Source organism: Luteitalea pratensis (assembly GCF_001618865.1).
Lineage (GTDB): Bacteria > Acidobacteriota > Vicinamibacteria > Vicinamibacterales > Vicinamibacteraceae > Luteitalea > Luteitalea pratensis.
Genome location: NZ_CP015136.1, coordinates 2,385,917 through 2,409,892 on the forward strand (window position 1 = coordinate 2,385,917; position 23,976 = coordinate 2,409,892).

Consider the following 23,976-nt stretch of genomic DNA (forward strand, 5'->3'; position numbering starts at 1 on the left):
CGGTGAACGCCGATGGCGCCCACCCCTACAATACGGCCGTTCCCCGGAGGTCCCGTGCCACTCACTATGTACCGCCCCCAGTCGCCGGCGTATCAGCTCTTCATGCTCTTTCTCTGCGTGGCCACACTGCTCGGGGTGGCCATTCAGGTCGTCTTCCATCCCGTCGCGCAAGTCCGAGGCGTCCTGCAGGTGGCCGACACCATCGCCTGCGGCTTGTTCTTCATCGACTTCCTCGTGACGCTGCGCCGGGCGCCAGACAAGTGGCGCTACATGTACACCTGGGGCTGGCTCGATCTCGTCTCGAGTATTCCGGTCTTCGACCTGGCGCGCTGGGGCCGCGCCGCTCGGCTCGCGCGGCTGCTCCGTCTGCTGCGTGGCATCAAGGCGTCCATGGTGCTGACCGAGGTCGTCCTGCTGCGCCGCCGCCAGAGCGCCTTCCTCGCCGCAGGCCTGGCGCTCCTGCTCGTCGTCGTTTCGGCGTCGGTCCTCATCCTCACCGTCGAGGACTCGACGCAGTCCAATATCCGCAGCACCGAGGACGCGCTCTGGTGGGCGACGACGACGCTCACCACGGTGGGCTATGGCGACCGTTACCCGGTGACGACCGAAGGCCGCATCATCGCCGCCGGCGTGATGGCCGCGGGCGTGGGACTGGTCGGTGTGCTCTCGGGGCTGCTCGCCGCCTGGTTCATGGAACCCGTGCGCACGGCCGAGCAGCGCGAAGAGGACCTCTTCGAACTGCGCACCCTGCGGCAGGAGATGAGCGAACTACGGCGCCTGCTCGACCAGCGAGCGGGCGTACGCGACACGCCCGAAGCCACCTGAGCTATTCTCTGGCACACCCATCTGCTCGCTCCTCCATCGTGCGGCCGCGCCGCCGGGATCACTGACCGATGCCCCACACGCCTGCTTCGCTCGTGGAAGAGTCCAACCGGTTGTTCCAGCACGCCTGGACCTACTTCGTGCGCCGGATGCCTGCCGGCGCGACGACGCGCGTGCCGGGCTTGTTGATCGCCAACGGCCGTTCGGGCCTCTCGTTCATGAACATAGCCATCCCGACGTCGCCCGTGGCCGACGAGGCCGATCTCCGCGCACGCATCGGCCTGGCGGCCAGCCACTTCCGCAAGGACGGCGTGCATTGGCTGATGGTGATTTCCGACGACGTGCTGCCCGGCGCGCTGCGCGAGCGGCTCACGAACGTGTGCGTCGACGCCGGGTTGCAGTACGCGTTGCCGATGTTCGGCATGGTCGCCGATGTGCTCCTGGATCCGGTGCGACCATTGCCAGCGCTCGACATGCAGGTGGTGACGACAGCGGCCTTGCGCGAGGCCGTCGGCGACATCAACGCCGCGGGCTACGCGATGCCCGGCGAACTCTTCCGGCCCGTGACGACGCTGCCGGAATTCTGGACGGACATGATCGGCGTCGTCGGCATCGCCAAGGGCATACCGGTGGCCACCGCCTCGGTGGCGCTGATCGATGAGGTCGCATACGTGGCCCTGGTCGCCACCGATCCGGACCATCAGCGCAAGGGATACGCGGAGGCGGTGATGCGGCGTGCGCTCGAGGAGTCCGCCGAGGCGTGGGGTGAGCGGCGCACGGTGCTGCATGCGACGGCCGCAGGCCAGCCCGTCTATCGCCGGATGGGGTATGCGGACGTGGTGCGCTTCGACGCCTTCGCCGGCGTCTAGACCACGGGACGTAGCCGGCGGCCTCCAACGAATCGCGACACGCCACGGATTCGCACCGGCCGGTGGCGCACCCGTCCATGGACCACTTGTGTCCCGCGGGCAGTGGGCCGATTCTGACTTTCATGCCGTTCTGTGTAGGCTATCGGTCACGCATGTCCACCGCCGCCACCGCGCTCTCGCGGTTCCTGACGTTCGACCGCGCCGCGTGGGCCCATTTGCGGGACAGCACGCCGCTCACCCTGTCGGAGTCGGATGTCACGGCGCTGCGCGGCCTCAACGACGCGCTGTCGATGGACGAGGTGGTGCAGATCTACCTGCCGCTCTCGCGCCTGCTCAACCTGTACGTGGGCGCGTCGCAGGGCCTCTACCGGACCACGCAGACGTTCCTCGGCAACGACGGCGCGCAGGTGCCGTTCATCATCGGCCTGGCCGGCAGCGTCGCCGTGGGCAAGAGCACTACCGCACGCATCCTGCAGGCGCTGCTCTCGCGCTGGCCGAACCATCCGTCGGTGGACCTGGTCACCACCGACGGCTTCCTGTTCCCCAACGCGGTGCTCGAGAGCCGCGGGCTGATGAAACGCAAGGGGTTCCCGGAGAGCTACGACCGCGCCCGGCTCGTGCGCTTCCTAGCCGACGTCAAGGCCGGCGTCGCCGAGGTGCATGCCCCCGTGTACTCGCACCAGCGCTACGACATCGTGCCCGGCCTGGTGCAGACGGTGCGGCAACCCGACATCGTCATTGTCGAAGGCCTGAACGTGCTGCAGGCGCCGCCGCACCAGCGCGACACCGACCATCTGTTCGCCTCGGACTTCTTCGACTTCTCGATCTACGTGGATGCCGACGAGCGCGACATCGAGCAGTGGTACGTGGCCCGCTTCGTGCGGCTGGTCGAGACGGTGTTCCAGGACCCCGACTCGTACTTCCACCGGTACGCCTCGCTCGACGTCCCCCAGGCCCGCGCGACGGCCGCGCACATCTGGGCCGAAATCAATGCCCCCAACCTGCGCGAGAACATCCAGCCGACGCGCATGCGCGCGCACCTGATCCTCACCAAGGACGCGCGCCACGTCGTCGAGCAAGTGCAGTTGCGCCGCGTCTGATCCGTCGCCCCTATTTCCGCGGATCCTCAGGAGGCGGGAGCGTGGGCGCGCGGAAGGCCATGGCGATGGCGAGCACCGCCAGCGCAATCAGCGGGTACTGCAGCCATTTCAGTCCGAACAGGCCGGCGTAGATCGAGCCGAACGCGCTGAACATGGCGATGCCAAACCACAAGGGACGCGTCATGGGAGAAAGGACGGAGGACGGAGGAGGGAGGACGGAGGAGGGAGGACGGAGGAGGGAAGATGGAGGTCTGAGGTCTCAGGTCTCAGGTCTTAGGCCTTAGGCCTCTGTTACCCATGTGTCCGGCGGTGCGGGTCTCAGGCTTGAGACCTGAGACCTGAGACGCAAGGCTGCAGGCCGTTAGGCTACCTGATCTCGCCGATGTGTTCGCGAATCCAGTCGTGCATCAGGCGGGCGGCGCGGCCGCGGTGGCTGACATCGGCCTTTTCCTCCTGCGTCAATTCCGCGAAGGTGCGTCCGAGCGGCGGATGGAACAACATCGGGTCGTACCCGAAGCCGTTCGAGCCGCGTGGCTCCGGTGCAATCTCGCCCGAGACGTCGCCCTCGGCGACGTGCGCGATGTCGCCGGTGCTGTGCGCGAGTGCGAGTACCGATACGAAACGGGCGCTCGACTCGCGGCTGCCACGCGCGTCGAGTTGCGCGTACACCCAGGCGTTGCGTTCCGCGTCATCAGCGCCGGGCACGCGGGCCGAGCGTACCCCCGGCAGTCCATCGAGCGCCGCGACCTCGAAGCCCGAATCCTCGGCAAGACACGGCAGGCCGGCGGCCCTGGCGTACGCGGTCGCCTTGAGGCGGGCGTTGTCGGTGCAGGTCTCGCCGGTCTCGTCGGGCGGTGCGATGGGCGAGGGCAGATCCTGCAACGACAGCAGCGTGCACGGCACGTCGGCAAACAGCGCCACCAGTTCGCGCACCTTGCCGGGGTTGCTCGTGGCGACGAGCAGGCGTACCGACACGCTCATGCCCTGGTGGGGACCTTGACCTTGAGGACGTCGCCGACGATCGCCGCCTGCTTCGCGATCAACTCGTCGATGCCCTTGCTGCCGAGATCGAGCAACTGATCGAGCACCGCTCGCGGGAACGGTTCCTTCTCCGCGGTGCCCTGCACCTCGATGAAGCGGCCGTCGCCGGTACGGATCACGTTCATGTCGACGTCGGCGTTGGAGTCCTCGTCGTAGGCGAGGTCGAGCATCGGCACACCGGCGACGACGCCGACGCTGGTCGCGGCCAGGTAGTCCTTGACCGGGATTTCCTTGATCTGCTTGTTCTCGATCATGTGCCGCATCGCCAGCACCATCGCGACGAAGCCGCCGGTGATGGCCGCCGTCCGCGTGCCGCCGTCGGCCTGGATGACGTCACAGTCGATCCAGATCGTGCGCTCGCCGAGACGCGGCATCTCCACGACCGAACGCAGCGAACGGCCGATGAGCCGCTGGATCTCCTGCGTCCGTCCCCCGACCTTGCCGGCCGTGGACTCGCGCTGGACGCGCGTGGTCGTAGCCCGGGGCAGCATGCCGTACTCGGCCGTGACCCACCCCTTGCCGCTGTTGCGCATGAACGGGGGCACGCGGTCCTCGACGCTCGCCGTGCAGATCACGCGCGTCCGGCCGGTCTCCACGAGGCACGATCCTTCCGCGTGCAGCGAAATGTGCGGGGTGATCGTACAGGCGCGGAGAGCGTCGTTGGCGCGTCCATCGGAGCGAGGCATGCGGGGGATAGTTTACAGCCCCGCGAAAGGACGGAGGACGGAGGAAAGAGGATCGAGGTAGGAAAGAGGAGGGAGGACTGACGTTCAAGACACTGGACGTGCCTGGGGTGTTCCGGCTGGCTTCTTCGCTGCGTCCTGTTTCTGCCCTTGTTCCTCCGTCCTCGCTCCTCCGTCCTCCGTCCTCACTCCTCCGTCCTCCTTCCTCTCTCCTCCGTCCTTCCCTGGGGCCTCCACCCACCGCAGGTTGCGGGTGAGGGGGTGGCGGAGATCGACGTGGCCGGCGAGGGTGTCCACTTCCTGGCCGTCGATGAGGATCTGCACGCTCTTGATCGCCGGCAGGTTGACGGTGATGGCGTTGACGATCGTGTACACGGCGAAGAGTTCGTCGAGGCTGCCGCCGCGGTGGTTGGTGACGGCTTCCTTGGACAGGTCCACGAAGGCGGTGCCGTCCTCGGCGATGAAGATCTGCCGCACACGGGTGCCTTCGGCGATGGACTGCGCCAGGGGCGCGGGAGCGGGCTGCAACTGCGCCTCCACGAGCGCGCGAGCCTGCTCGGCGGGCGTTGCCCCGAACGGCACGTCGGCATCGACGGCGGTGAGGTGGAGGCCGTCTTCGGCGACGTAGAACAGGCTGGCGCGGATCTTCCCGGTCGCCTCGCCGCTGGCGGCAGCGTCGGCGCGCGGCACTTCGACGGTGGCGGGCGCGAACCAGCGCGGCACCAGCACCACACCCACGATCCCGATCAACACGGCGGTCATCACGCCGAGCAGCGCGACGACGACCGGTCGGCGCATCAGCGCGGGTCCTGCTGCAGTGTGGGCGCGCCGCCCACGCCCTCGGTCGAGGCCTTGAAGCGCACCACCGCCGCGAGCAGGGCGTTGACGAGTTGCGACTGGTAGTCGGGGGCGTTCAGGCGCTTCTCCTCGGCGGGGTTGGTGATGAAGCCCGTCTCCACCAGGACTGCCGGCATGTTGGCGCCGACGAGCACGCGGAATGGCGCCTGCTGGATGGCTCGCGGCGACATCGGCACGCGCGCGCGCATTTCCCCTTCGATGGTCTGGGCGAGGCGGGCCGACTCGTTCAGATGCTGGGCCTGGGCCATTTCCCACAGGATCAGGTCGACCGCGCGTTCCCCGCCGCCGAGCGTCGGCAGCAGGGCCCCTGGTTCGGCGGCGTTGCTGCGCACCGCCGTCCCGTACTCGCCGAGCGTCACGTAGAACACCTCGGCGCCGGTCACCGACGAACGCACCGACGCGTTGGCGTGAATGCTGATGAACAGGTCCGCCTTGTTGTTGTTGGCAAAAGCGGCGCGCGCATCGAGTGCGACGGTCTCATCGCCGCCGCGCGTCAGCAGGACGCGGATGCCGAGGCGGGTCTCGATCGCGGCCCTGAGCTGGCGCGCGATCGACAACACGACGTTCTTCTCGAGGGTGCCCGAGGGACCTCGCGCGCCGGTTTCGGTGCCGCCGTGTCCTGGGTCGATCACGATTGTGCGGACACCCGTCGACTCGGGCAGGAGCGGCGGCATCTCGGGGGCTGGCGCGACCGCACCGGGCGCGGTCGTCGTCGGCGGCGCGGTCGTCGACGGCGCGGTCGGCCCCGGGGCGGCCGGTGGCGGCGCATTGAGGATGTCGACCGTCAGGCGCAACTCGGTGCCTTCGCGCTGCTCGGCGGCGCGGTAGCTCGCAAACGGCCCCCCGAGCGTGAGTTCGACGGTCGATGGAGGCACCACCCGGCTGGACGCCACCAGCGGCGACGCACCGATGTCCCCGAGATCGGCGTCCAGGGCGTCTGCGGCGAGGCGGATCAGCAGGCGGCCGTTCTCGTTGACGACCGTCTGTGGCACGGCGGGCGCAATCACGAACGTGACGCGGGTGCCGTTGGGGAGCGGTTCGGCCCGGGCGGTGACGGCCGGAACGCTCAGCGACCCCATCACGATCAGCGACGACCGACGACGCACATCGATGCGCGGGTTCGAGCCCGGGGCCAGCGCCCGCTCGATCAGCTCGATGGGCAGGAGCCACGCGGCACCCTGCCGGATCGGCGGTGCCGGCAGGCTGACGACTCGTCCCTCGACCGAGGCGAGCCCCTGGGTCAGCGAGACCACCACGGTACGGGTGCCCATCGTGATCACGAGCCCCCCGGCCCGGTCCTCGCGGAGCACCAGCCCGAACAGGCCACTGAGGTCGGCGGCACTGATGTATTCGCGTCCGTTCGCGACCGAAATCGGCAGTGGCTGCGAGCCGGCCGAGGTGAGGACGGTCCACACGCGGCGGGCCGGAGCCGGCTGGGCCGTAGCGGTCGAAGGGGGCTGGGCGCCCGCCACGGTCACGAGCAGCGTCGCAGAGGCAATCAGCAGGCCGGGCAGCCAGCGGCGGAGGCGAGTCACAGCCTCAATCATAGAAGGGGAATCGGCATTGGTGTACTACGCCGGGATTCAGGCTTCAGAGAAATGCGGAATGCCGGAATGCCGGTATGTCGAGTGCAAGGCCGGGACACAGGTCCGCAGGCCGAAGGCCCATAGCCGATGGCCGATGACCGACGCCCAGGACCATGGCCGACGGCGAAGCGCCGGCCTACGCCAGGTCCCCTTCGAGGACAACGCGATTGGTCAGGGCGCCGATCTTCTCGATCTCGATCGTCACTTCGTCGCCCGGCGCCAGCCAGCGCGGTGGTGTGCGGGCCATGCCGACGCCCTCCGGCGTGCCCGTCAGGATCACCGTCCCTGGCACCAGCGTGGTACTGCCGCTGAGGAAGGCGATGATTTCGCGGACGTTGAAAATCATGTCCGAGGTGTTCGAGTCCTGCACCACTTCGCCGTTGAGGCGCGTCTGTATGCGCAAGGCGTTCGGATCGGGGATGTCCTCCGGCGTCACCAGCGCCGGGCCGAGCGGCGCGAAGGTGTCGAAGGTCTTGCCGCGGCTCCACTGGCTGCCGCCGCGCTTGATCTGCCAGTCGCGCGCGCTCACGTCGTTGGCGCAGGTGTAGCCCAGCACGTAGTCGAGCGCATCGTCGGGGCTGACGTTCTTGCAGGCCTTGCCGATGACGACCGCGAGTTCGCATTCGTAGTCGACCTGCTCGCTGGCCAGGTGCCGCGGGATTTCGATGACGCCGCCGGGATGCTGTACCGTATTCGGGCCCTTCGCGAACACCACCGGCTGTTCGGGGATCTTCGCGCCGGTTTCCTCGGCATGCCGCCGGTAGTTCAGGCCGATGCACCAGATCATGGCCGGCGCGACGGGCGCCAGCCACTTGGCCACCGGCACGTGCGCCTGCGTGGCCTTGAAGCCGTCGTAAGGATTGCCGGAGAGCAGGTGGTGGCTCCCCCTCTCGCCTTCGGTCACGTGGACCGTGAGGCCGTTCTCGGTCAGGCACCGCAGGATGCGCATGGCGCACATGATACAGAGATGCTGAGCGACGCGGAGTTCCTCGAACAGTTCGATGCCGGCACGCTGGACCTGGCCAGCTTCAACCACGAGGCCCACTTCCGCGCCGCGTGGTTGTGCCTGCGAGCGGCGCCCTTCCGCGACGCCGTCGGACGGCTGCGTCGCGGTCTCAAGCGCCTGGCGATCTCGGCTGGCCAGCCGCAGCGCTACCACGAGACGATCACGGTCGCCTACACCAGACTGATCCACCGCCAGATGCGACTCCTGAACGACCCGCCGTGGGAGGAATTCAAGGCGCGCTCGGCCGAGCTGCTCAAATCGGACCTCGCGGCCCTGCGCGCGCTGTACGGTTCGACGACCCTCGACTCGCCCGAGGCACGCAAGACCTTCGTGCCACCCCCGGCCTGGAACATCGAGCCGGTCGAACGGTTCCTGCGTGAGTTCACTGCCTGGCAGGAAGACATCGACGCGCGTCAACCGGACGAGGTACCGGAGAACCCACCCGCCGGCGGCTGGACCGGGGCCGAGCGACGAGCCGCCGAGCCGGTGTGCGTGACCGCGGTGCTCGCGGTCGCCGACGTCGAGCGCGCGGCGCACTGGTACGGCCATGCTTTCGGTTTCGACGCCGCGCCATTTCCGCAACGGCCGCCTTACCAGTTCGCGCTGCTGTCGCGTGGCGGTGCCGAGTTGATGCTGCGCGCGGCATCGAGCCCGGACGCGGTGCGACCCACGCCGGGCTGGGCGCTGTACGTGCGCCTGTCAGGCGGACGCATTCGCGAGCTCTACGCCAACCTGTCGGAGAGTTGCGAGATCGTCCGGCCGCTGCAACGCATGCCGTATCACGACGTGGAGTTCGAGGTCCGCGACCCCGACGGCTACATCGTCGTCGTCAGCGAGTGGATCGAGCGCGCCAGCGACATCCCGGACGCGCTCGGCGAAGACATCGGGGACTTTACTGCCTGACGAACGCCGAACGCCGAGCGCCGAACGCTGAACGCTGAACGCTGAGTCGCCGGTCGACCAAGGTCGACCGCTACACCACAGAGAGGCAGAGAGAAGTGTAGGCGTCGAGCTTGCTCGACGCGCAAGTCGACGCTTGAGCCCTGAGCCCTGAGCCCTGAGCCCTGAGCCCTGAGCCCTGAGACCTGAGACCTGAGCCCTGAGACCTGAGACCTTATGACCTGAGCCGTAAGCCGTACGACGTGAAGCGTTCCGCGGCCTCGTCCCAGGGCTGGCGGCGGCGCGGTGTGAACTCCTCGGGCGGGAAGGCGGCGGCCACCAGCGCGCGGGCGTCAGCCAGCGTCCGCACCGCGCCGAGCACCACCAACTGCATGACGACATTGCCGAGCGCGGTGGCCTCGACCGGGCCGGCGAGTACCCGGCACTGTGTCGCGTCGGCAGTCGCCTGGTTCAGGATCCGGTTGCGGGCGCCGCCGCCGATGACGCGGATCGTGTGGACCTCGCTGCCGGTGACCTCCGCCAGCGCCTCCACGCCACGCCTGTACGCCAGCGCGAGGCTGTCGATGACGACACGGGCGACGTCGGTGGCCGTTGCCGGTACCGGCTGATCGGTGCGTGCGCACCAGGCCTGGACGGCAGCGGCGTCAGGTGCCCGATGGAAGGCGATGTCGTCGGGGTCGATCACGGACTGGCAGACCGGCCGCTGCGCTGCGCCTTCGAGGACGTCCTCCACCGTGAACGTCTGCCCCTCGGCCCGCCATCCGCGAAGGCAACCCTCCAGCACCCACAGGCCGGTGATGTTGCGCAGCAGCCGCGTGGTGCCGGCCACGCCGCCTTCGTTGGTGAAGTTGTGCGCCAGTGCCGCCGGCGTCACGATGGGCGCATTTGTCTCCGTGCCGAGCAGCGACCATGTGCCCGAACTGAGGAACGCGACGCCACCGCCTGACGGGACCGACGCGACGGCCGATCCGGTGTCGTGACAGGCGGGGGCAATCACCGGCACGCCGTCGAGCCGCGGCATCCGGGCGACGCACGCCGGCAGGGGAGTCCCCAGGCGCGTGCCCGGTGCGATGATCGGCGCCAGCATCTGTGTCGGGATGTCGAGCGCCTGCAGCAGGCCCACGTCCCAGGTGCGGGTCCGCCAGTCCAGCATCTGCGTCGTTGTCGCGTTGGTGAACTCGACGCCGCGAGCGCCGGACAGCCAATGGTGCAGCAGGTCCGGCATTGTCAGCAGCGTCGCCGCGCGACGCAGGCGATCCGGCGCATCGCGCTGCTCGGCGACCAGTTGATACAGCGTGTTGAACGGCAGGAACTGGGTGCCCGTGCGCTCGTACAGCGCCGCGCGACCGACCTTCCCGACGACCGCGTCCATGACGCCGTCGGTGCGTCCGTCGCGGTAGTGGAAGGGCAGGCCCAGCAGGTCGCCCGCCCCGTCCAGCAAGGCGTAGTCGACGCCCCACGTGTCGATCCCGAGGCTGTCGAGGCGGCCTGTCGCCGCTGCCGTGCCGAAGCCCGCCAGGACCTCGTCGAACAGGCGCGGGGCATCCCAGTGCAGGCCGTCGGACTGCCTGGCCGCCGGTGTGGCGAAGCGACGGACCTCGATCAGCGCGAGCGTGCCCGCGGTGGTGTCCACCTCGGCCCGCATCACCCGTCCGCTCGTGGCGCCGAGATCACACGCGGCGATGCGCCAATGGCGGTTGCTCACGCGTAGGAGGTGACCGAGGAGAGGTTGCGGGCGCCACGCTCCCGCGTGATGGTCTCGAGGTAGCCGCTCTCGCGGAACGCCGCATACGGATCGGGAGGCAGGCCGTGCGCTTCGGCCCAGGCACGCACGAGCGGCCGGGTGTCGGTGGCGAACGCCTCGGTGAGGCAGCGCTCGGCCTGCACGAGATCACAGGCCGATTGGTGGACCGCCAGCGCGGCGCGATCGACGAGAGCAGCCTTGACCCAGAGTTCCTGGGCGGTGCGCACCGTTTGGATCATCGCCTCGATCTTGCCCTTCAGGTTGTGGCTCTGGTCGACCATGTACGCGAGGTCAGGAGGGTGTCCCTGTTCCCACGCCGCCTGCTGGATCTCGTGAAAGATGCGGAATACCTGGTACGGATCGATGGACCCGAGCGTCAGGTCGTCGTCGGCGTACTTGCGGTCGTTGAAATGGAAGCCGCCGAGCCGCTCCTCGTCGAGCAGCCACGCGACGATTTGTTCGATGTTCTGGCCCAGGTAGTGATGCCCCGTGTCGACAAGCACGAAGGCCTGCGCCCCGGCATCGCGCGCGAGCACGAGCGCCATCCCCCAGTCGGCGATGTCGGTGTGGTAAAAGGCCGGCTCGAACGGCTTGTACTCGACGAGGAGCCGCTGCGCCGGCGAGAGGCGTTCGTGCACCATGCCGAGCGCTTCGGCGAACCAGTGCTTGCGCTTGCGGATGTGCTGCGTGCCCGGGTAGTTGGACCCGTCGGCGAACCACAGCGAGACGTCGCGCACTCCCAGCTCACGGGCGATGTCCACGCTCTCGCGCAGGTGCGCGAGCGCCTCGGCGCGCACCGCCGGATCGGGGTTGCCCACCGAGCCGTGCTTGTAGCGCTGATCCTGGAAGAGGTTCGGGTTGATGGCGCCGGCGCGCACGCCGTGCTGTCGCTCGAGGGCCTGGACACGCGCGACGTCGCCGATGCCCCCCGGCAGGTCCCACAGCACGTGCAGGGCCAGCGACGGGCAGGCCCCCGTGAGCTGGTGCACCTGGGCGGCGTCGGCGAACTTCTCCTCGAGCGTCGTGGCCGCGGCGGCCTGCAGGAACTTGCCGAATCGCGTGCCGGTGTTGGCAAAGCCCCACGACGGCAGCTCGATGGCGAGCTGGTCGAGGGCGGCCGCGGCAATCTCCTCGTGCGACATGGTTTCTCTCCGGGGGGAAAGACTGTATCCCAGAAACGACTAACGCTTAACGCCTAACGCTTCATGCCTGATGCCTGGTGCCTCATGCCTCATGCCTGTCCGAAGGCCGATGGCCCGCGCAGGGAGCGCCGATAGACGAAGGCCGACCATGCGAGGGAATGCCGGTACCCGGTACCCGGTACCCGTTGCCCGGTGCCCGGTGCAATCGGCGAATTCCGACTCCCGACTCCCGACTCCCGAGGCCCAGACCCGAGGCCGACTCGCTTCCCGAAGGCCCAAGGCCGATGGCCGATGGCCATCCGCGTATACTCCCGCCCATGTCCACACCGTCGGCCGCCGAGCACTTCGATGCGCTCTACGAGTTCGACCGCGAACCGGTCACCGACGACCGCCTGCTCGGGCCCGGCTACTTCGCGGGTTCGCTGGCCGGCGAGCACGTGGCGGCCACCGAGTTCGTCATCGGCGTGATGTTCGTGAACTGGGGCGCCAGCGTCAGGGACATGTTCCTCGGGCTGGCCATCGGCAACGCGCTGGCGGTGCTGACCTGGACGCTCCTGTGCGCGCCCATCGCGGTGCAGACGCGGCTGACCCTCTACTGGTACCTGCGCAGCATCGGCGGGCCCTGGCTCACCGTCGTCTACAACGTGCTCAACGCCGTCCTGTTCTGCATCCTCGCCGGCTGCATGATCACCGTCTCGGCCAGTGCCGTCCGCATTCCGTTCGGCATCGCCCCCCAGGTCCACTGGTACCCGGACGACTGGGGCTTCGTGCTCGTCGTCATCGTCGTGGGCACCGTGGTGGTCGGCCTGGCCATGGCCGGCTTCAAGAAACTCGCGGCGTTCTCGAGTGTGTGTTCGCCGTGGATGTTCCTGATGTTCGTTGCGGGCGCGGTCGTGGCCTTGCCGCAGCTGGCGCAGCAGGCGGGCGTCGCCGGTCCGTCGGACTTCTTCACCATCGCCGAGCGCGTCGTGTGGACGGGGCGCACGCCGGATGGCAGCGCGCCGATGGGCTTCTGGCGCATCGCGGCCTTTGCCTGGATCTGTAACCTGGCGATGCACGGCGGACTGTCGGACATGGCCCTCTTCCGCTACGCAAAGCACAGCTGGTACGGCCTCATCACCGCCGTCGGCATGTTCTTCGGGCACTACGTGGCCTGGATTTGCGCGGGCATGATGGGCGCGGGCGCGGCGCTGCTGCTGCAGCAACCACTCGCGCGCCTGGATTCCGGCGCCGTGGCCTACACCACCATCGGGTGGGCCGGCATCTTCGCGGTCGTGGCCGCCGGCTGGACGACGTCCAATCCGACTCTCTACAGGGCGGGCCTCGCACTGCAGGCGATCACGCCGAACTGGTCACGCGCGCGCGTCACGCTGGTCGCCGGGGCGGCGACGACGGTGATTGCCTGCTTCCCGTTCGTCTTCACGCGCCTGCTCGATTTCGTCGGCCTCTATGGGTTGTTGCTCGCGCCAGCGGGTGCGGTCGTGCTCACCGAGCACTGGATCTTCCCGCGCATCGGGTTGACGCAGTACTGGGCCTACCACCAGGGCAAGGTCCTGAACTGGCCTGCGCTGGTCGCGTGGCTCGGCTCGATCGCCATCGGGTTGCTGCTCGAGCGTGCCGGTGTGCTGCACCTGTTCTACCTGTTCGTGCCCGTCTACCTGCTGACGATCGGGTCCTACATCGCACTCGCCTCGATTGCGGGGGCACGCGTCCCCGCACCACGAGGCACGTCGGGCATCCCCGGTATCGAGCGTCGCGGCATGGCGCCCGCGCCCGACTCGCCGCCGAAGAACTCGCCCGTCGGCCGGATCGCCGGCCTCGTCGCGGCGGCAGCCCTGGTGGCATGCGTGGTCCTGCCGTTCCGCATGCTCGGCCTGGACGCCGCCGCCGTCGTGGCGGCGCTGCCGTCCATGCAGTCGTGGCTGTTGGTAGCCACGCTGTCGTACCTGGTGGCTGGCACCGTATTCTATCTCTCCCGCTACGAGAGCTAGGGGCGGATGAAATCCTGAAATTGTGAAATCCTGAAATTATCATGTCACACGTCACTTACCTTTGGGATGACGCACGCGCGACGGCGCTGTCGCCGGCCGATCGGCTCGTCTACCGTTCGAACATCCTCGGCGCCGATCAGCGCATCACCAACACCGGCGGCGGCAACACTTCGGCGAAGCTGGTCGAGGTCGATCCGCTCACCGGGCGGCCGGTGCGGGTGCTGTGGGTGAAGGGATCGGGCGGCGACCTTCGGACGAGCACGCGCGCGAACTTCGCCTCGCTCTACCAGGACCGGCTGATGCAGTTGCAGGAGGTCTATGCCGGGATGAGCGCACGCGGCGTGAAGTCGCCGGCCGAGGACCAGATGGTCGGCCTCTACCCGCACTGCACGTTCAACCTCAACCCGCGGGCGACATCCATCGACACGCCACTGCACGCCTTCGTCCCGGCAGCGCACGTCGATCACATGCATCCCAACGCGGTGATCAGCGTCGCGGCGTCGCGCCACTCGGAGCGGCTGACGCGCGAGATCTATGGCGACACGGTGGTCTGGACGCCATGGCAGCGTCCCGGCTTCGAGCTCGGACTGGCACTGCTGGAGGTGGTGGCAGCGCATCCGGACGCGCACGGGGTGGTGCTCGGGCAGCACGGGCTGATCAACTGGGCCGAGGACGACAAGGCCTGCTACGAGCTGACGCTGTCGTTGATCACGAAGGCCGCCGAATACATCGAGGCGCGCGACAAGGGTGAGCGCACCTTCGGGGGGCAGAAGTACGCCCCCATCGACGACGCCGCGCGCGACGCGGTCCTGCTGCAGGTCCTGCCATGGCTGCGGGGCCAGGTGTCCGCCTCCGCCGGCGCTACGGCGGACGGGTCCCAGAAACGGATGATCGCGACGCTCCAGCACGACGCCACCATCCTCCGCTTCGTGAACAGTCACGACGCGGCGCGGCTCGCCGAACTCGGCACGTCGTGCCCGGACCATTTCCTCCGCACGAAGATCAAGCCGCTGTACGTGGCGTGGGATCCGTCGACGGGAGACCTCGAGGGACTGCGCCGTCGGCTCGCCGACGGGCTCGAGCAGTACCGGCGCGACTACGCGGCGTACTACGAGGCGTGCCGTCATCCGGATTCGCCGGCGATGCGCGACCCGAACCCCACGGTGATCCTCATCCCCGGGCTCGGCATGATCGCGTTCGGCAAGGACAAGAGCGAGTCGCGCGTGACCGCGGAGTTCTACAACTGCGCCGTCGAGGTGATGCGAGGCGCCGAGGCGATCGACGAGTACGTGGCGTTGCCGCAGCAGGAAGCGTTCGACATCGAGTACTGGCTGCTCGAGGAAGCCAAGTTGCAGCGCATGCCGGCCGAGAAGGCCCTTGCGCGGCGTGTCGTGGTCGTCGTCGGTGCCGGCAGCGGCATCGGCCGGGCCGTGGCGCACCGCGTCGCTGCCGAGGGCGCGCACGTGGTCTGTGCGGACCTGTCGGAGGACACCGCCGCGGCGACCGCCGAGGAGCTCACGAAGAAGTACGGCGTCGGCATCGGCGTCGCCGGCAGCGGCATCAGCGGCAGCGGTCCGGCGATCGGCGCCGCGGTGGACGTGACCGATCGGGCCAGCGTGCAGCGGCTCGTCCGCGATACGGTCATGGCCTACGGCGGCCTCGACCACGTCGTCGTCACGGCGGGTATCTTCCCGACGCCGGACGCGACTGGACGCGTCACCGACGCGATGTGGCGCACGACGTTCGACATCAACGTGCTGGGCGGCTACCTGGTGGCCGACGAATGCCGCCAGGTGTGGGAGGCGCAGCAGTTGCCCGGCAGCCTCGTCCTCACGACGAGCGTCAACGCCATCGTCGCCAAGAAGGGATCGGCGGCGTACGACGCATCGAAGGCCGCCGCCAACCACCTGGTGCGGACGCTGGCCGTCGAACTCTCGCCGCTGGTGCGCGTGAACGGGCTGGCACCCGCCACCGTGGTCCAGGGATCGACGATGTTCCCCAAGGAACGGGTGATGTCGTCGCTCAAGAAGTACGGCATCGCGTTCGACCCGGACGCGTCGGCCGACGTGCTGCGCCGCCAGTTGGCGGAGTTCTATGCGCAGCGCACGTTGACGCGCCAGCCGATCACCCCGGACGACCAGGCCGAAGCCGCGTACTTCCTGCTGTCGGACCGCACCGGCCGCATCACCGGCCAGGTGCTGAACGTGGATGGGGGATTGCCGGAGGCGTTCGTTCGTTAACGCCTGACGCTTAACGCCTGACGCTTGCCGCCTACGGCCTGCAGCCTACCGCCTGCGGCCTACATCGCCAGTCTGCGGCGTTCGGCGTTCAACGTTCGGCGTTTGTCGGATGCCGTAGGCATTCGTCCCGAACCCGTCCCAATCGACGCGCAGGCCCGGATCATTTCGCCTATTCTGTCCACGTCTCCGGAGGACAGTCGATGTCGAAACGCCTGCCGTGCACATTCTCGTTCGCACTGCTGTCTGCGCTCGTCGTGGCCTTGCCGATGGGCCAGTCGGCGGACCGCCTCGCGGCTGCTCGAGCGCGGTCGTCAACGCCCGGCCAGCGCCCGGCCCGGCCACCCCGGCCCAGGGAGGCCCCGCAGGCACCGCCGCGGTCGCCCGTGGCGCCATCCACGGCGGCGCGCGTGCCGCAGGCCCCCGCCGTGCCGAAGGTGGAGTTCGAGAAGTTCACGCTGCCCAACGGCCTGCAGGTCATCCTGCACGTCGATCGCAAGCTGCCGATCGTCCACGTCAACCAGTGGTTCCACGTCGGCTCGAAGAACGAGAAGCCGGGCCGCACGGGCTTCGCGCATCTCTTCGAGCACATGATGTTCCAGGGCTCGAAGAACGTCCCGGGCGAGTACTTCAACATCGCCGAGAAGGCCGGCGCCAACCTGCACGAAGGTGGCGTCAACGGCACCACCGACAACGACCGCACGAACTACTTCGCGACGGTGCCCTCGGGCAACCTCGAGACGCTGCTGTGGGTCGAGTCCGATCGGCTGGCGACGCTGCTCGACGTCACCGATCAGAAGAAGCTGGACAACCAGCGCGACGTCGTCAAGAACGAACGGCGGCAGGGCCTCGAGAACCAGCCGTACGGACGGTGGATCGACATCCTCTTCGATCAGCTCTTCCCCCGGGGCCACCCGTATTCGTGGCCGGTCATCGGCAGCATGGAGGACCTGAGCGCCGCGTCCCTGGACGACGTGAAGGACTTCTTCCGCCGCTACTACACGCCCAACAACCTGTCGCTTGTCATCGCCGGCGATTTCGATCCCGCCCAGGCCAGGGCGCTCGTCGAGAAGTATTTCGGGTCGATCCAGCCCGGGCCTGCCCTCGATCGGCCAGACCGCTGGGTGTCCTCGCTCGACGCCGAGCGCATCGTCGAAGTCGCCGATCGGGTGCCGCAGGAACGGACCTACATGATCTGGCCCGCGCCCGAGTACTTCGCGGCCGACGACGCGGCGCTGAACCTGGCGTCGCGGATCCTGACCGACGGGCTGTCGTCGCGGTTGAACAAGGCGCTCGTGTACGACAAGCCGTTGTGCACGGCGGTGAGCTCGTTTCCACTCGGCGCCGAGATTGCGGGCGCAATCGTCGTGCAGGCGACTGCACGCCCTGGTTCTTCGCTCGGCGAGGTCGAGCGAATCGTCACCGAGCAGATTGCGCTGCTGGCGAAAGCGGGCCCGACGCAGGCCGAACTCGATCGGGCGCGCACGAAGCAGGAGTTCGAGTTCGTCTCCGGGCTGGAGCGCATCGGTGGGTTCGGCGGCAAGGCGGACCTGTTGAACCAGTACAACGTGTACCTCGGCGAACCCGGCAAATTCGAGGCCGACATGGGTCGCTACCGCACGGTGGCGGTTGGCGACGTCCGCGCCGCCGTCGATCGGTGGCTGAACACGCGCAACCGGCTGCTCATCCACTTCCGCCCCGAGACGTCGGGCCGGCCCGCGGAGTCCACGCTCGATCGTTCGAAACAGCCGGCGCTCGGCGAGGACCGGCCGTTCCGCGCGCCAACGGTGCAGACGGCAACGCTGGACAACGGCCTCGAGCTCCTGGTCGTCGAGCGATCGGATCTGCCGAAGGTGGCGATTACCGTCGCGACGCGGGCGGGAGCGATTGCCGATCCCGCGGGCAAGGACGGGCTCGCGCAGATGACCATCCGTGCCATCGACATGGGCACGGCGACCCGCAAGGCGCTCGACATCGAGAACGCGTTCGGCGATCTCGGCGCGACGCTGGCCGGGAGCGTTGGCCGCGAGTACTCGTTCGTCAACTTCGAAGTGTTGAAGCGGAACCTGTCGCCGGCCATCGGCATCACGGCCGACGTCGTGATGAACGCGACGTTCCCCGAGGCCGAGGTCGAGCGCGAGAAGAAGCGGCAGCTCGACCTGCTGGCGCAGACCGAGAAGAACGGCGGCGCCATTGCGTCCCGGGTCCGCGCGATCCTCGCGTTCGGACCTGACCATCCGTACGGACGTCCGGCCCAGGGCTTCCCGCGGACGATCCAGGGCATCACGCGCGACGATCTCGTCTCGTTCCACAAGGATCGCTGGAAGCCGGGAAGTTCGGCGATCGTCTTCGTGGGGGCGGTCACCCTTGCGGAGGCGACAGCGCTCGCAACGCAGCATTTCGGCGCGTGGAGCGGCGGCGCGGCCTCGCCCGTCACGATACCTGCCGCGAAGCCGGCGCCGGCTGGGCGGATCTACCTGGTCGATCGGCAGGATGCGGCGCAGACCAACGTCCAGCAGTTCCTCCCCGCGCCGCGGCGCGACAGCGACGATTACTACGCACTGCTGCTCGCCGACGCCGTGTGGGGCGGTGGCGGCTTCGGCACGCGCCTCAACATGAACCTTCGCGAGGAGAAGGGCTACTCCTACGGCGTGTTCTCGACACTGCAGCTGCTGAAGGAAGCCGGTTCCTGGTACGCGTCGGGCGGTGTCCAGACCGACAAGACCAAGGAGTCGGTCGTCGAGTTCGACAAGGAACTGAAGGCTCTCGGCGGTGCCAGGGAGATCACCGCCGACGAGTTCGCGACCGCCAGGCAGGTGAAGACGCGCGGCTACGCGCAGCAGTTCGAGGCGTTCACGCGCGTCGCCGGCGAGATCGCCACCCTCTGGTCGCAGGGGCTGCCGATGACGGAACTGCAGCGCGAATACGACGAGACCGCCAGGGCGACGCTGGACGCGACGCTCGCCGCCGCGAAGAAGTACGCGCGTCCGGAGCGCGCGTCGATCGTCCTCGTCGGCGACCGGCGCACCGTCGAGGCCGGCCTGCGCGAACTCGCGCTCGGAGAGGTCGTGGTCCTCGATTCCGAGGGCAAGCCCGCGGCTGCCGCAGGCGGCACAGGATCGGGGAGCGGCAGGTAAGCTTCAGTCGCTTCCCTATCCCGCGTCGTCCGTCGACCTGACGTTTCAGGCGTAGGCGTCGAGCTTGCTCGACGCTCACCACAACGGCCGGCTGGGACAGCCGGCCGCTACCTTTCTTTCGGCGTTCGGCGTTCGGCGTTCAGCGTTCAGCGTTCAGCGTTCGGCGTTCTTCTACGTCCCCTTGCACTCCGATGGGAAGCTGTCGTAGGCTTCCCATCGGACTCCGATGGAACGCACTCCCGACATCGTCAAAGGCACGCTCGACCTCCTCGTCCTCAAGGCCCTCAGCTGGGGACCGGCCCATGGCTACGCCGTCGCGCGCTGGATCGAGGGCGCGACCGACGACCTGCTCGCGGTGGGGGAGGGGACGCTGTACCCGGCGCTGCATCGCCTCGAGGAGCGAGGGCTCGTGACCGCGACATGGGGCGCGTCCGAGAACAATCGCCGCGCGAAGTACTACGAGCTCACGCGGCCGGGGCGCCTGCGGCTGCAGGTCGAGGTCGCGAGCTGGGAGCGGTACGCGGCCGCCATCTCCGCGGCGCTTGTCGCGCCGGCGCTCCAGTAGGGCAGGCCGATGCCCCGGTGGACTCGTTTCAGAGACCTGTTCGGCCCCAACCCCCGTGCCGACGTCGACGAGGAACTCTCGTTCCACATCGAGATGCGGACGCGTGAACTCGCCGAGCGCGGCGAGACGCCCGAACGCGCGCGTGAGATTGCCCTCGCACGCGTCGGCGATCTCGCTGGTCCCCGCCGCGAGTGCATCGACATCGACAGCCGAAGGCACCGACGCATGGCACGCCTGTCGTTCGTCTCCGACCTGCGTCACGACGTGGCGTTCGCGCTGCGCCTGCTGCGCCGGAGCCCGCTCGTGGCGCTCACCGCCGTCCTCACGCTCGGACTCGGCATCGGCGCGACGACGGCGATCTTCAGCGTGGTGTACGCGGTGCTGCTGCAGCCGCTGCCGTACCCGGCGCCCGGCCGTCTGTACGACGTCCACATGCTCTACCCGGATGGGTCACGCTACTCGCTGTCGGCGCCCGACTTCATGAGCGTGCGGCAGGACACTCGCGCATTCGAGCAGATCGAGGCAGTCGCCGACAGCCTCGGCACGCTGATCGAGGGCGAGCCCCGGGAAGTGCGGATCGCGCGGGTCAGCGATGGCCTCTTTCGACAACTCGGCATCGATGCCGTCGAGGGACGGACGTTCCTGGCCGCCGAGCACGCGCCGGGGCGGGACGCGGTGGTCGTCCTCGGTCACGCCTTCTGGATGCAGGCGTTCGGCGGCGATCGCGGCGTCCTCGGCCGCGTGTTGACCTTCGGCGACGGCAGGTTCGAGATCGTCGGGGTCCTGAAACCGGGCGCGCGCCTCATCGAGGCTGCCGACGTCTATCGGCCGCTCGCATACGGCCCGACCTTCGACGCCACGACCGCCAACGGGCGTCGTTCGGAGTTCCTGACCGTGATCGGCCGTGCGCGACAGGGTGTCGACGTTCGCGCCGCCAGCGTCGACCTGCGGGCGGTCGGCCGGCGGCTGCAGCAGGCGTTCCCCGACACGAACGCGGGCATGACGATTGACGCCAGACCGCTCGCCGAAGTCGTGACCGGGGACGTCCGTGCGCCGCTGCTCATGCTGCTGGGCGCGGTGGCCTTCGTGCTCCTCGTCGCGTGCGCGAACGTGGCTCACCTGCTCCTCGCGCGCGTCTCGGCACGGCGGGCGGAACTGGGCATCCGTGCGGCGCTCGGCGCCACCCGAGGACGGATCGCCAGGCAATTGCTCGTCGAGAGTGGGGTGCTGGGCGTGCTCGGCGGCGCCTTCGGGCTCGCGATCGCCGTCATCGGCATCAGGCTGCTCGTGGCCGCGCAGCCGGCCGACATTCCACGGCTGGATGGCATCGCGCTGAGCCAGCCGGTGCTCCTCGTCGGCCTGCTCAGCACGCTTGGCGCCGGCCTCCTGCTCGGCGCGTTGCCCGCGTGGCAGGCCACCGGCCTCTCGCTGACCTCCGCGCTGCACGAAGGCGGACGCGATGCGGGCGCGTCGGGAGGCTCAGGCCGCGCCCGCGCGTTCCTCGTCGTCGCCGAAGTGGGACTGGCCGTGGTGCTCCTGACAGGGGCGGGGCTGTTCGTGCGCAGCCTCGTCGCGCTGTCGCACGTCGATCCCGGCTTCCGTCCCGATCGCATCGTCACGTTTCGGCTGACGCTGACTGGCGAGGCGTACCAGGAAGCGGCCGAGGTCCGGCGCCGCGTAGATACCCTCGTGGAGCGCTTGCGCGCGCTTCCCGGCGTCCAGGCCGTGGCCCTCACCAGCACGCTACCGCTGTCAGGCCGAGGCGCGATGAACGACTTTGCCGTCGAAGGGCAGCCGCCCCCTCCGGCCAACGTTAACCAGGAGATTGCGGTCGCGAGCGTGACGCCGGGCTACTTCGATGCGATCGGCGTCCCGCTCGAGAGCGGACGCTGGCTCGCAGACACCGATCGCAACGAGGCGCCGCGCGTGGCGCTGATCAACGAGGCTGGCGTGCGCCACTGGTTCGGTGGCCATGATCCGGTCGGTCGTCGCGTGGTGTCCGGGACGACGCGCGAGATCGTGGGGGTGGTGGGCAACGTGCCGCAACGCTCGCTCGGCGATCCGACAGCACCGCAGCTGTTCGTGCCGTACGCGCAGCGATCCACGCGTTCGCTGCGGTTCGTGGTCCGCAGTGCCGGCGACGTCGGCAGCCAGCTGGCGGCCGTGCGGGCCGCGGTTCGGTCGGTCGATCCGAACCTGCCGTTGACCGACGTCACGCCACTCCGCGAAGTCATCACGGCCTCGCTCGCGCGGAACCGGTTCTACACCGCGCTCCTCGCGATTTTTGCCGGCGTCGGCCTGGTGCTGGCCGCGACAGGCGTTTTCGGTGTCATGAGTTATGCGGTGAGCCAGCGGTCGCAGGAACTCGGCATCCGCCTGGCCCTTGGTGCCTTGCCGGCGGCGGTGCTACGGCTCGTCGTGCGCCAGTCGCTGCACCTCACGACGACCGGGCTGGTGGCGGGACTGGCCGGAGCGGTGCTGCTCGCCCGCCTGGTCCAGCAGCAACTCTACGCGGTCACGCCTCTCGATCCACTGACGCTGGTCGTCGTGGCGGCAACGCTCACGCTGACGGCGCTGGTGGCGAGCTTCGTCCCGGCTCGACGCGCTGCGAGACTCGATCCGGCGCGGTCGATGCGCGGCGAGTAGCGCCTAACGCTGAACGGCGAACGCCGAACGCCAAGCATCCACGCCGATCGGTGCGCGTCGAGCAAGCTCGACGCCTACACCAAGTACGTAGCCGTCGAGTCGACGGGCGACGGGATCAGTCTCAGGTCTCAGGTCTCACGTCTCAAGGCAATGCCAGACGTGATCCTAAAGGCCTGAGACCTGAGACCTGAGACTTGAGGCGTGAGCTCCCTAAGCCGTGAGCCGTGAGCCGTAAGCCGCAGATTGCAGGCTGCAGATTGCAGGCTGCAGGCTGCAGCCTGTAGGCCGCAGGCTACTTGACGGCGATATTGCCGCTCGCGGTGCTGAGCCGGAGCATGGGGCCGCCGCCGTGCACCGTGCCCTGCACACGACGCCGATCGATGCGGCCCTGCACCGTCAGCGGTGCGGTGATGTCGAGGCTCCCTGAACTGGTGCTGGCGTCGAGCGAGAAGCCCTGCTCTTCGGGCACGTCGACCGTGACGTTGCCGGATGCGGCCGAAACCTTCCAGTCACCGGTCGGCTTGCCCGAGACACCGATGCTGCCGCTACCCGTCGATGCGGTGAGCAGGCCGACGACGCCGGTGAGCGAGATGTCGCCGCTGCCGGTGTTCGCCTTCACGTCGCCCTGGCCGCTGAGCGTCGCCTGGATGCTGCCGCTGCCAGTCGACAGCGCCGCACCCTTCTTGCCGTCCTTCAGGCTGATGTCGCCCGAGCCGGTCCGGAGGTCGACGTCGCCGCCGATCGAGGCCGCCGTGACGCTGCCCGAGCCGCTGTTGGCCTTCACCGCGCCACCGACACCGGTCACCGACACCGAGCCGGAGCCTGAGTTGGCCTGCACTGCGGTCGGTGCGGGCACCGTGATCTGGTAGGAGACCGACACCGCCCGGCGGGTGTCCTCGTCGGCGATCTTGCCCACCGTCACGGCGTCACCGCTCTGTGTGATCGGCGGGTTGGCCAGCAGGCGCTGTGCGAGATCGGCGGCATTGGACGGCACGTTCCAGCCCGTGCGCACCTTCACGGTGCCCTTGATGACCATCGCGTTGCCGCTGCCACCCTGCACGGTGACCTCACCGCTGCCGGTGGACACGTCGAGCGAGGGCGACGCCCCGACGGTCACGGTCTTCTCGAAGGTGAGCGACTGGGCCGAAGCCAGCGCGGGAACGATGACGAGCAGCGAGGCGGCAATCGCCGACGACAGGCGAACGGACATCCATACTCCTTGTTGAGGGGCTTCTGCGTTTGACGGGGGCTCGGGGGAAGGAGTTCATTGACGAACGCCGAACGCCCGAACGCCGAACGCTGAGCAGCAACGTAGAACGGCGAACGTTGAATGCCGAACGCTGAACATGTGCGTCGAGCAAGCTCGACGCCTACATGAAAACGCCGTACGCCGTACGCTGTACGCCGAAGAATGCGTCGACCTGAAGGTCGACGCCTACGAACCCACTGAAATGTAGCCGTCGACCTTCCACCTTCGCCGAGGCTGCGGCGGACAAGTCAGGTCGACGGGCGGTAGCGAGATCAGTCTCGAGTCTGGCGTGAGCCTTGAGCCTTGAGCCTGAGACCTGAGCCTTGAGCCCTGAGCCTTGAGCCCCTAAGCCCGTAAGCCGTAGCCGTGAGCCGCGCCGCAGGCTGTAGGGCTGCAGGCC

General features: G+C 68.6%; 18 protein-coding genes. 9 read left to right on the forward strand and 9 right to left on the reverse strand.

Annotation, left to right across the window (positions count from 1 at the left end):
* Positions 1 to 54 precede the first annotated feature (54 nt).
* The 3 genes from LuPra_RS09815 (at position 55) to coaA (ending at position 2,791) form a co-directional block, all read left to right on the forward strand.
* Complete coding sequence (locus LuPra_RS09815) at positions 55 to 825, forward strand: ion transporter (RefSeq protein ID WP_157898957.1); 771 nt, start codon at positions 55 to 57, stop codon at positions 823 to 825.
* Positions 826 to 893: 68 nt separating this feature from the next.
* On the forward strand, positions 894 to 1,691 hold the full coding sequence (locus LuPra_RS09820; protein WP_110170581.1) for a GNAT family N-acetyltransferase: 798 nt from the start codon (positions 894 to 896) through the stop codon (positions 1,689 to 1,691).
* Between the two features lie 152 nt (positions 1,692 to 1,843).
* Positions 1,844 to 2,791 carry a type I pantothenate kinase gene (coaA, locus tag LuPra_RS09825; protein ID WP_110170582.1) on the forward strand — a complete coding sequence of 316 codons (948 nt, stop codon included), beginning with the start codon at positions 1,844 to 1,846 and terminating at the stop codon, positions 2,789 to 2,791.
* 10 nt (positions 2,792 to 2,801) lie between these two features.
* Here the strand turns inward: coaA and LuPra_RS31750 are convergent, their stop codons facing one another.
* The 6 genes from LuPra_RS31750 to LuPra_RS09850 all read right to left on the reverse strand — a co-directional run bounded on the left by LuPra_RS31750 (position 2,802) and on the right by LuPra_RS09850 (position 7,908).
* On the reverse strand, positions 2,802 to 2,975 hold the full coding sequence (locus LuPra_RS31750) for a hypothetical protein (RefSeq protein ID WP_157898958.1): 174 nt from the start codon (positions 2,973 to 2,975) through the stop codon (positions 2,802 to 2,804).
* 182 nt (positions 2,976 to 3,157) lie between these two features.
* Positions 3,158 to 3,772 carry a non-canonical purine NTP pyrophosphatase gene (locus LuPra_RS09830; protein ID WP_110170583.1) on the reverse strand — a complete coding sequence of 205 codons (615 nt, stop codon included), beginning with the start codon at positions 3,770 to 3,772 and terminating at the stop codon, positions 3,158 to 3,160.
* Positions 3,769 to 4,518, reverse strand: a complete 750-nt coding sequence (rph, locus tag LuPra_RS09835; RefSeq protein WP_110170584.1) for a ribonuclease PH — start codon at positions 4,516 to 4,518, stop codon at positions 3,769 to 3,771. The genes LuPra_RS09830 and rph overlap by 4 nt, the downstream gene beginning before the upstream one ends.
* An 84-nt stretch (positions 4,519 to 4,602) precedes the next feature.
* Positions 4,603 to 5,313: a GerMN domain-containing protein gene (locus tag LuPra_RS09840; RefSeq protein WP_110170585.1), complete on the reverse strand. Its 711-nt coding sequence runs from the start codon at positions 5,311 to 5,313 to the stop codon at positions 4,603 to 4,605.
* Positions 5,313 to 6,908 (reverse strand): N-acetylmuramoyl-L-alanine amidase family protein, encoded by a 1,596-nt coding sequence (locus LuPra_RS09845; RefSeq protein ID WP_157898959.1) that lies wholly within the window; start codon positions 6,906 to 6,908, stop codon positions 5,313 to 5,315. Before LuPra_RS09845 ends, LuPra_RS09840 begins: the two co-directional genes overlap by 1 nt.
* 187 nt (positions 6,909 to 7,095) lie before the next feature.
* Positions 7,096 to 7,908 (reverse strand): fumarylacetoacetate hydrolase family protein, encoded by an 813-nt coding sequence (locus LuPra_RS09850; RefSeq protein WP_110174613.1) that lies wholly within the window; start codon positions 7,906 to 7,908, stop codon positions 7,096 to 7,098.
* 18 nt (positions 7,909 to 7,926) lie between these two features.
* Here LuPra_RS09850 and LuPra_RS09855 point away from each other — a divergent pair, with 18 nt between their 5' ends.
* Complete coding sequence (locus LuPra_RS09855; RefSeq protein WP_110170587.1) at positions 7,927 to 8,868, forward strand: VOC family protein; 942 nt, start codon at positions 7,927 to 7,929, stop codon at positions 8,866 to 8,868.
* A gap of 211 nt (positions 8,869 to 9,079) precedes the next feature.
* Here the strand turns inward: LuPra_RS09855 and LuPra_RS09860 are convergent, their stop codons facing one another.
* Together LuPra_RS09860 and LuPra_RS09865 are read right to left on the reverse strand one after the other, a co-directional pair.
* Positions 9,080 to 10,570 carry a rhamnulokinase gene (locus LuPra_RS09860; protein WP_110170588.1) on the reverse strand — a complete coding sequence of 497 codons (1,491 nt, stop codon included), beginning with the start codon at positions 10,568 to 10,570 and terminating at the stop codon, positions 9,080 to 9,082.
* Entirely contained in the window at positions 10,567 to 11,751 is a 1,185-nt protein-coding gene (locus tag LuPra_RS09865; RefSeq protein ID WP_110170589.1) for a sugar isomerase, read from the reverse strand. The genes LuPra_RS09860 and LuPra_RS09865 overlap by 4 nt, the downstream gene beginning before the upstream one ends.
* A gap of 317 nt (positions 11,752 to 12,068) precedes the next feature.
* On the opposite strand from LuPra_RS09865, the gene LuPra_RS09870 reads away from it, so the two are divergent.
* The 5 genes from LuPra_RS09870 (at position 12,069) to LuPra_RS09890 (ending at position 22,327) form a co-directional block, all read left to right on the forward strand.
* Complete coding sequence (locus LuPra_RS09870; protein WP_110170590.1) at positions 12,069 to 13,742, forward strand: purine-cytosine permease family protein; 1,674 nt, start codon at positions 12,069 to 12,071, stop codon at positions 13,740 to 13,742.
* Between the two features lie 41 nt (positions 13,743 to 13,783).
* A complete protein-coding gene (locus tag LuPra_RS09875) occupies positions 13,784 to 15,982 on the forward strand; it encodes a bifunctional rhamnulose-1-phosphate aldolase/short-chain dehydrogenase (protein ID WP_110170591.1) in 2,199 nt (732 codons plus the stop codon).
* Positions 15,983 to 16,182: 200 nt separating this feature from the next.
* The gene (locus tag LuPra_RS09880) at positions 16,183 to 19,116 is read left to right on the forward strand and encodes a M16 family metallopeptidase (protein WP_110170592.1); all 2,934 of its coding nucleotides are present in this window, start codon (positions 16,183 to 16,185) and stop codon (positions 19,114 to 19,116) included.
* 226 nt (positions 19,117 to 19,342) lie between these two features.
* A complete protein-coding gene (locus tag LuPra_RS09885) occupies positions 19,343 to 19,681 on the forward strand; it encodes a PadR family transcriptional regulator (RefSeq protein ID WP_110170593.1) in 339 nt (112 codons plus the stop codon).
* 9 nt (positions 19,682 to 19,690) lie between these two features.
* The gene (locus LuPra_RS09890; protein ID WP_110170594.1) at positions 19,691 to 22,327 is read left to right on the forward strand and encodes an ABC transporter permease; all 2,637 of its coding nucleotides are present in this window, start codon (positions 19,691 to 19,693) and stop codon (positions 22,325 to 22,327) included.
* Positions 22,328 to 22,619: 292 nt separating this feature from the next.
* On the opposite strand, the gene LuPra_RS09895 is transcribed toward LuPra_RS09890, so the two are convergent.
* A complete protein-coding gene (locus LuPra_RS09895; RefSeq protein ID WP_110170595.1) occupies positions 22,620 to 23,537 on the reverse strand; it encodes a DUF4097 family beta strand repeat-containing protein in 918 nt (305 codons plus the stop codon).
* Positions 23,538 to 23,976 lie beyond the last annotated feature (439 nt).